Annotated in this window: 6 protein-coding genes; 5 read left to right on the top strand and 1 reads right to left on the bottom strand. The window is 51.7% G+C overall.

The window, feature by feature from the left end:
• Window positions 1–104 precede the first annotated feature (104 nt).
• On the bottom strand, window positions 105–830 hold the full coding sequence (locus P1P89_20790) for a YkgJ family cysteine cluster protein (protein MDF1593952.1): 726 nt from the start codon (window positions 828–830) through the stop codon (window positions 105–107).
• 611 nt (window positions 831–1,441) lie between these two features.
• On the opposite strand from P1P89_20790, the gene aprB reads away from it, so the two are divergent.
• The 5 genes from aprB (at window position 1,442) to qmoC (ending at window position 9,131) form a co-directional block, all read left to right on the top strand.
• Entirely contained in the window at window positions 1,442–1,879 is a 438-nt protein-coding gene (aprB, locus tag P1P89_20785) for an adenylyl-sulfate reductase subunit beta (GenBank protein MDF1593951.1), read from the top strand.
• Window positions 1,880–1,946: 67 nt separating this feature from the next.
• A complete protein-coding gene (aprA, locus tag P1P89_20780; protein ID MDF1593950.1) occupies window positions 1,947–3,923 on the top strand; it encodes an adenylyl-sulfate reductase subunit alpha in 1,977 nt (658 codons plus the stop codon).
• Between the two features lie 317 nt (window positions 3,924–4,240).
• Window positions 4,241–5,518: a CoB--CoM heterodisulfide reductase iron-sulfur subunit A family protein gene (locus P1P89_20775; GenBank protein ID MDF1593949.1), complete on the top strand. Its 1,278-nt coding sequence runs from the start codon at window positions 4,241–4,243 to the stop codon at window positions 5,516–5,518.
• Between the two features lie 10 nt (window positions 5,519–5,528).
• A complete protein-coding gene (locus P1P89_20770) occupies window positions 5,529–7,853 on the top strand; it encodes an FAD-dependent oxidoreductase (protein MDF1593948.1) in 2,325 nt (774 codons plus the stop codon).
• A 114-nt stretch (window positions 7,854–7,967) separates the two neighbouring features.
• Window positions 7,968–9,131, top strand: coding sequence for a quinone-interacting membrane-bound oxidoreductase complex subunit QmoC (gene qmoC / locus P1P89_20765; GenBank protein MDF1593947.1), 1,164 nt, complete (start codon window positions 7,968–7,970; stop codon window positions 9,129–9,131).
• Window positions 9,132–9,223: the final 92 nt, after the last annotated feature.

The following is a 9,223-nucleotide window of genomic DNA, read 5'->3' as shown; positions in this document are numbered from 1 at the left end:
ATGTTGACCAGAAACATACATACACCATATATAACACCTCAGACCCCCTGTGTCAAGTGTGTCCAATGATCAGCTTTAAAAAGGGGGGCGGAGGGGGGATTTTATCAAAGTGGGAAAAGGACCTGCCGAATCCAGTTGAAAGCAAATTTAAGTAAGGCTTCATCGTCGGTTGTGATTTGATCCAACGTTTCGTTCGGTATCGCTGCCATGCCCGACAGATCTTTTTGGCAAAGATGCATCCGGAATCGATCCAAATCGTAAAGCGCCAGGGAAAACAGACGTTTTGATTCCGGGTCCAGGGGGCCGGCCGCCCGGCGGTTTTTCATACTGATGAGTTCCAGCATCCGGTCGTTCATTTCATTGTAGGTACAAAGGCCCTGTTCGACTTCCCAGGTCTTTATCGTCCAGGCTGCGTCTTCCCGGAAACCCTTACAGTGCCCCTCTTTTAACAGCAGGTAATGTTCGCTGAGTTTGGCGGTCTCCCGAGACCGGGATTTCACCCGCATCAGGGGATACATCCGGCAGGAGGAAGGTCGGTCTTCATAAACGCTGCAGCCGTGGGGTTTGACAAAAGGGCACTTGGCCGATGGGGACGCATCCGTTTTAAGGACAATAATCGGCAGTCCGGATTCCGGTCCGGTATGCTTTGTTGTATAGTGTTTGAGGAAATCAGTTGATGAAAGGCCGAGCCGGGTTTTAAGCCGCAGAATATCATAAGGCGCTAAAAACTGATTCAGGTCCCGGCAGCATTCGTTGAAGCAGCTGATTTTCCGGGAGCATGAAAACGAAAACGGTTGGTCGGGTGAAATCGGCGTATAATGAGTTTCCATGTCATTCTTCTACTTTTAAACTTGTCATGTTTTTTTTAAAACGACAGGATGTGGTAAGAGCTATCAGGTTTGGCCGGCGTGTCAACCAAAAAAAAATTCTCCAAGGACAGCGGTTATGTCGGTGGATAGCTGCGACAAAAGCAGAAAGCCGGCAGGGGGTTGCCGGATAATGCGGCAGAATTTCCCGATGTCCGACGCTATTTTTGTGGCACCTGTAAATTCCAGATATTGTGCCCGGCCCAAATGAATCAACCAGATATTGATGATGCCGACGGCAGGTCTGTTGCGGAATGCAAATTAAAGGAAATAGCGCCAAAATGACTTGACAAGCAAAATGCCGAATGATAATTATGTAGCCTTATTTTATAATGAGTAAAACACATCTTATCTTTTTGAATTTAATAGGTTTTTTGGATTTAAGGCAGCGTCGGCAGTGGCGTCGCCGCGTGTAAAAATAAAAAATGACAGGTCTGTAGACTGTTAAAATAAAAAACGGGCCAACGGGCCACGGTAATGAAGGGAGGTGCAAAAGTTTTAGGATAGAGATACAACGGTTGGACGAATGTTAATCATAGTAATTTATTTGAATGTTAAATTAGGAGGTATCATAAATGCCAAGTTTTGTAATTGCAGAAAAATGTGACGGATGTAAAGGCGGGGACAAAACCGCATGCATGTACATTTGTCCCAATGACCTGATGGTTCTGGATCCCACCGCCATGAAGGCGTATAATCAGGAGCCCGACCAGTGCTGGGAATGTTTTTCATGCGTCAAGATTTGTCCCACCCAGGCAGTTGAAGTCAGAGGCTATGCCGACTTTGTACCCCTGGGAAGCAGCATTATGCCCATGCTGGGAACCGAAGATGTGATGTGGACCTGTAAATTCAGAAATGGAAACATCAAGCGCTTTAAGTTCCCCATCCGGACAACGCCCGAAGGTGCTGCCAATGCTTACAAGGACCTGAAAGGCAAAGACCTTGACAGCCCCTTGCTGGCAACGGAAGAAGCTGACGGTAGACAACTGCCCAAACCCAAAGCCACCGTTTAGGCAGGGGCATCAGTTAACAATCAAAAAATCAGACCATTTTTGATGGATAAGTTAAGGAGGAGATAATATGGCATTACCAAACAAACCTTTGGGTGAAACAAAAGCCGTAAAGGATCCGGAAGTTGAGGAACGCGAAGTTGACATACTGATCGTTGGCGGCGGTATGGCAGCCAGCGGCGCTGCGTTTGAAATCAAGAAGTGGGCGCCGGCGGACGCCAAAATATTGCTTGTGGACAAAGCTGCCATGGAACGCAGCGGCGCCGTAGCCCAGGGCCTTTCGGCCATTAATACCTATATCGGCGAAAATACTCCGGATGATTATGTCCGCATGGTCCGCAACGACCTGATGGGTATCGTCCGGGAAGACCTGGTTTTTGACCTTGGCTGTCACGTGGACGACAGCGTCAATCTGTTTGAAGAATGGGGCCTGCCCATCTGGAAACAGTCTGAAGAGGGTAAAACCCTTGACGGAAAAAGAGGCCAGAAAATGGGGACCCTGAAAGCGGGCGCCAAACCGGTCCGCACCGGCAAATGGCAGATCATGATCAACGGCGAATCCTACAAGCGGATTGTTGCCGAAGCGGCCAAGCTGGCCTTGGGAGATGAAAACATTCTGGAACGGGTGTTTATTGTTGAACTTCTCCTGGATTCCAAAGTCGAAAACCAGATTGCCGGCGCTGTCGGCTTCTCGGTTCGTGAAAACAAAATTTACATCATCAAAGCCAAGACCATGATGATTGCCTGCGGCGGCGCAGTGAATATCTATCAGCCCCGCAGCATCGCCGAAGGCAAAGGCCGCGCCTGGTATCCGGTATGGAACGCAGGCTCCACCTACTACCTCGGCATGAAAGTCGGCGCGGAACTTTCCATGATGGAAAACCGCTTCACCCCGGCCCGCTTTAAGGACGGCTACGGCCCGGTGGGTGCATGGTTCCTGCTCTTCAAGGCCAAAGCGCTCAATGGCCTGGGTGAAAACTATGTGGCCAGCGCAGCTGCCAAGAAAGAACTTGAAAAGTATGCACCCTATGGAACGGCAGCCATTACACCGACCTGTCTGCGTAACCACCTCATGCTGTTTGAGATGAAAGAAGGCCGCGGTCCCATTATGATGGATACGGTCTCGGCATTGGCCGAACTCGGCAAGACCATGGACAAAAAAGAACTCAAGCATCTGGAGTCTGAAGCCTGGGAAGACTTTTTGGACATGACCTGCGGCCAGGCCAACCTGTGGTGCGCTACCGATACCGAACCGGAAAAGAAGAATTCGGAAGTCATGCCGACGGAACCCTATCTGTTGGGTTCGCATTCGGGCTGCTGCGGCTTCTGGGTTTCCGGACCGGATTATGACTGGGTGCCGGATTCCTACAAATGGGGCGATGCCGGCAAGGTCTACAATCGCATGACCACGGTTAAGGGCCTGTTCACGGCCGGCGACGGCGTGGGTTGCTCCGGACACAAGTTTTCTTCCGGTTCCCATGCCGAAGGTCGTATGGCGGCAAAGGCGATGGTCAAATACGTCCGCGACCATAAGGATTTTACGCCCAGCCTGAGCCAGGGCAAACAAGAGCTGGTGGATATGGTTTACAAGCCGGTGCGGGTGTTCCTGGAAAATTATCAATACACCACGGCCATGGACATCAACCCCAACTATCTCAAGCCTGCCGGCATGACGGCGCGCCTGATGAAGGCCACCAACGAGTACGGCGGCGGAACCGCCACCTACTACATGACCACCTCGAAAAACCTTGAGATTATCTTGGATATGCTCCAGGTGATGCGTGAAGATTGTGAAAAGCTGGCTGCCGGCGACCTGCACGAATTGATGCGCTGCTGGGAAATCATGCACCGCATCTGGACGGTTGAGTCCCATTTGCGGCACATCCAGTTCCGTAAAGAGACCCGTTATCCCGGATTCTACTATCAGTCGGATTATCCCGGACAGGATGACAAAAACTGGTTCTGTTTTGTCAACTCCAAGTATGATCCCAAGGCAGCAAAATGGGATATCTTCAAAAAAGACTATGTTAAGATCATAGCCGACTAATATGATCTGCCCTAGTCGATAAACCTCACCTCCAGGTGCCTAAGGCACCTGGAGGTTTTTATTAAGCCATTAATTTCATGCATTTCGTTCACCGGGCGGTATCCATAAAGACAAAGACCTGGGTTTCGGACGCCGTACCCGGATGCTTAAGGGTTTTAGAGCGAGTGCGCTAAAATGTTTAAGCATATGGGTACATAAAAAAAGGATATCGCCCGGAAAAAAAGCACCATCTTGCTCGAAACAGAACAAGCACCCGGAACGAAGGTGCCGGTCGAGCAGGAATATCATGATAACGATTAGATCTACGGAGGGATAGCATGACAGAAGATAAATCAGCCCCTGGAAGCGCAAGCATTCTGGTTGTTGGCGGCGGGATCAGCGGATTGACAACCGCGCTGGAAGCTGCCGAGGTGGGTTATGAGGTGTTTCTGGTGGAGAAAAACCCCTACCTGGGCGGAAGAGTTGCCCAACTCAATCAGTATTTCCCCAAACTGTGTCCCCCGACCTGTGGCTTGGAGATTAATTTTCGTAGAATCAAAGACAATCCGAACATAAAGGTTTTTACCTTGGCAGAGATTGAAAAGGTCGAGGGAACACCGGGTAATTATAATGTTACGATAAAATCGGCCCCGCGATATGTGAATGAAAATTGCGTGGCCTGCAATGACTGTGTCGCGGCCTGCCCGGTGGAACGGGACAATGATTTCAATTTCAACATGGACAAGACCAAGGCCATTTACCGGCCATTTGATATGGCCTTTCCCATGCGCTATGTCATTGACCCGGCGGTCTGCAAGGGGCCGGAATGCGGCAAATGCGTGGAAGCGTGCAAGTATAACGCCATTGAGCTTCAAATGGAGCCGAAAACATTGAATTTGAATGTCGGCGCCATTGTCTGGTCAACCGGCTGGACGCCGTATGATGCCGCCCGGATCGACAACCTGGGTTTTGGAAAATATCCCAATATTGTCACCAACATGATGATGGAACGGCTGGCGGCCGTCAACGGGCCCACGGGCGGCCAGATTCTGCGTCCCTCCGACGCTAAGGCGCCCCAAAGCATCGCCTTTGTCCAGTGCGCCGGATCCCGGGACGAAAATCATCTGCCATACTGCTCTTATATCTGCTGCATGGCATCTTTAAAACAGGTAACCTATGTTCAGGAGCAGTACCCCGACGCCAAGGTTTATTTTTTCTATATCGATGTCAGGGCGCCCGGACAGCGCTATGAAAAGTTTTACCAGAATATCAAAGCGGCTGAAAATGTCGTGCTGGTCAAAGGCAAGGTTGCCGAGGTCTCTGAAGACCCGGAGACCCGAAACATCACCGTGGTGGCGGAAAATGCCGTGACCGGAGAGAAGGTCCGGCAATCGGTTGAAATGGTTGTTCTGGCCACCGGTATGCAGCCCAATACCGCATTGGGGAAACTTCCCGCCGACCTTAACTATAATGCGGACGGTTTTATCATTAATGATTTTGCCAAAGGGGGTATGTTCGCGGCCGGATGTGCCAACAAGCCTGCGGATGTGGTATCATCCAACCAGAATGCAACCGGTATGGCCTTAAAAGCGATTCAAACCCTGGTGAGGAGGTAGGAGGTTAACCATGGATAAAAAATATGGTGTATATATCTGCACAGGTTGCGGCATCGGGGATGCCCTGGATATCGAGAAGCTCTCTGAAGTGCCCAAGGAAGAAGGGTACGGCGTGAAAACCCACCCGTTTTTATGCAGCAAGGAGGGCGTCGACTTTTTGAAAAAGGAAATTTCGGACGCCGGTGTCAACACCCTCTCGATTGCGGCCTGCTCACGCCGGGTGAATCATGATGTCTTCCGGTTTGACGGCTGCATTGTCGACCGTGTGAATTTAAGAGAACAGGTTGTCTGGTCGCACCCGAAAACCGAAAAGCCCGAAGATGTGGCTGACGACCAGTTCGTCAACCACCTGCAGATGATGGCCGAGGATTACGTTAAAATGGGGTTGGCCAAGATTGCAAAAATCAATCTGCCGGAGCCCTATAAACTGGATAGCATCAGCAAGAAAATTCTGGTTATCGGCGGCGGGATCACCGGTATTTCGGCCGCCCTTGATGCGGCCAAGACGGGTTATAGCGTGACCGTAGTGGAAAAGGAGAATACCCTCGGCGGGTATGCCGCCAGGATCCGCAAGCAGCTGCCGGACCAGGACCCTTATGAGGGTTTGGTATCGCCGGTTATTGCCGCTAAAATCAAGGAAGTGGAGGCTGCCGAAAACATTACGGTAAAGACCGGCACCCTGGTGGCCCGGATTGCCGGCCAGCCGGGAGAGTTTACCGTGACATTTAAAAAACCCGGTGAAAAGATAGAGTTTGATGTGCCTTTTCCCCTGCCGGACGAGATGAAGGTTGATGAGAGCGGCAAGGAGCTGGAAGCTGAGAAACTGCATGAACGCTATATGGAATATAACAAGGGCAAAAAAGACATTCTGACCCTGGACCCGGGCGGTGAAAAGTTCGGCGCCATCATCCTGGCGGCCGGATGGCGGCCCTATCGGCCCAAGGAGGGTGAATATGCGAACCTTGGGCTTGGCGCGATTGCGGATGTGGTGACCAATCATCAGTTTGAAGAGATCGCTCTCAAGGGCAAGATCCTGCGTCCGTCGGACGGCAAGGAAGCCCGGTCCGTCGTATTTATTCAAAGTCCGGGCAAAGACGGCGACGCCGATTTTGATTACTGCGGTTCGGTGACCAGCCTGGTGTCCCTGAAGCAGGCCAAGTATGTCCGGGAAGATTTCAGCGACGGCAAGGCCTATATCTTCTACCAGCACATGCGCACGCCCGGTCTTACGGAAAATTTTTACAAGAGCATTCAGCAGGACCCGGGCATCTTTTTGACCAAGGGCGAGGTGGTCAACGTTTCCAAGAATGGAGACGGGATCATCGTGGAGGCCGACAATACCCTGCTGGGTGAAAAGATCCAGGTCAAGGCCGATCTGCTGGTTCTGGCCACCGGCATGGTTCCGGCGACAGTGGATGACTCGGTGGTCAACCTGGCTTACCGCCAGGGACCCGCATTCCGGGATATCGGACTCTTTAACGGCTATTCCGATTCGAATTTTATTTGCTTTCCGTACGAAACCCAGCGGACGGGCATCTACGCGGCCGGAAGCATCCGGCGCAGCATGACCATCGAAGAGTCGGTGGAGGATGCCAGCGGTGCGGCCCTTAAGGCCATCCAGTGCCTCGAGTCGGTCAACCGGGGGGTTTCCGTGCACCCCAGGTTCGGCGACATGTCGTTTCCCGATTTTTTCTTCCAGCGCTGCACCCAGTGCAAACGCTGCACGGATGAATGTCCCTTCGGGGCCCTCGACGATGATGAAAAGGGGACGCCGAAACCGAACCCGACCCGCTGCCGGCGGTGCGGCACCTGCATGGGCGCATGTCCGGAACGCATTATCAACTTTGCGGACTACAGCATCGACAGCGTGGGGTCCATGGTGAAAGCCGTGGGGGTTCCTTCCGCAGATGATTTTGATGAGCCGCCCTTGAGAATCCTGGGGCTGGTTTGTGAAAATGACGCCTATCCGGCCCTGGATATCGCCGGTCTCAACCGGCTGACCTATTCGCCCAATGTCCGGTTTGTGCCGGTGAGATGCCTGGGATCCGTCAATGTCATCTGGATCAAGGATGCGCTGTCCCAGGGAATGGACGGTGTGTTTCTGCTGGGTTGCAAGCACGGCGATGACTATCAATGCCACTTTGTCAAGGGGAGCGAACTGGCCGATGTCCGCATGCGCAAGATCGGAGAGGCCTTAAAGAGCCTGGCCCTGGAAACAGAGCGGGTGACACAGTTCCAGATTGCCATTGATGAATATCACAAGCTTCCGCAGATTATCGACGAATTTGCGGATATGATTGAAGGGTTGGGACCGAATCCGTTTAAGGGATTCTAAATAATGGATGATTTTTGATTGATGATTGATGGTTTCAACCGCTCGGCAGCGTGAGGCGGCCCGGACAAATCGTCAATATTCAATCGTCAATATTCAATATATGGAGGTATCTACATGGCGGAACAATACCTTGTTGAGCCTGATGTCGATTTTATTAAAGAAGTTGCCGGGCTGGGGGGCGGAGATTTAAAAAAGTGTTTTCAATGCGCCACCTGTTCGGTGGCCTGCACCATTTCACCCGACACCAAGCCGTTTCCAAGAAAAGAGATGATTGCGGCATCCTGGGGGCTGAAAGACCGTCTGGTGGCCAATCACGATATCTGGCTGTGTCATAACTGCGGGGACTGCACGACCAAATGCCCGCGCGGCGCAAAACCCGGTGATGTCTTGGGCGCCATCCGGGCCTATGCCGTTGCCGACTATGCCATCCCCAAGTTTTTGGGAAAGGCGGTCAACGACCCCAAGCTGATTCCCATTCTGCTGCTGATTCCAGCGGTTCTTTTTATCGTCTTGGGATTCATACTAAATGCCGTACTCGGCCCGATTTTTGGGACCACTTTTCTTAATTTTGCACCGACCGGCGAAGAAATCGCCCAGGCCAAATTTATCCATACGACCCTGGTGGACATCATCATGATTCCCGCGTTTTTCTTTTCCGTGGCTGTGTTCGCCCTGGGACTCAAGCGATTTATCACGGATATTCACGCGGATGCGATCCGCACCGGCAAAACGGACAAGAAGGCGTTTGACCCCGTTGCAGTGGGAAAGGCACTGCTTCAGGTCATTCCGACCATTGCGACCCATCGCAAGTTTAAAGAGTGCGATGAGAACAAGGATCGTTCCACCGCCCACCTGATGGTGCTCTTCGCCTTTATCGGGCTGTTCATCGTCACCAACATTTTCTTTGTTGCATTGTATGTCCTGGGGCAGCCGGGCCCCTATTCCCAGCTGAACCCGGTAAAGTGGCTGGCCAATATCGCCGGCGTGGCCCTTGTTATCGGCGGTTTTCTGCTGGTGAAGAAACGGCTGGATAAAAAGGATCAGATCAGCAGCTACAAAGACTGGTATCTGCTGGGACTGGTACTGGCCCTGGGCCTGACCGGCCTGGGGACCGAGATAACCCGCCTGGCAGGATGGGGCGGCGTTTCCTATACGATCTATTTTATGCACCTGTTGTTTATCTTCTGCCTGTTTGCCTATACGCCTTTTTCAAAACTGGCCCATTTGGTGTACCGGACGGTGGCGCTGACTTATGATGCCTATATCAACAGAAAATAAAGTATAAGTTGCAGTTCAATGTCGTTAACTTAAGCGATTGGCTTATAGCAAATATAAAATTTCCTGGATGATACCCGGTGATTTCGGGGGTA

The organism is Desulfobacterales bacterium, assembly GCA_029211065.1.
In the GTDB taxonomy this organism is placed as follows: domain Bacteria; phylum Desulfobacterota; class Desulfobacteria; order Desulfobacterales; family JARGFK01; genus JARGFK01.
Note: the sequence above shows the minus strand (reverse complement) of the source record. Positions and strands in the feature narration are given on the sequence as shown.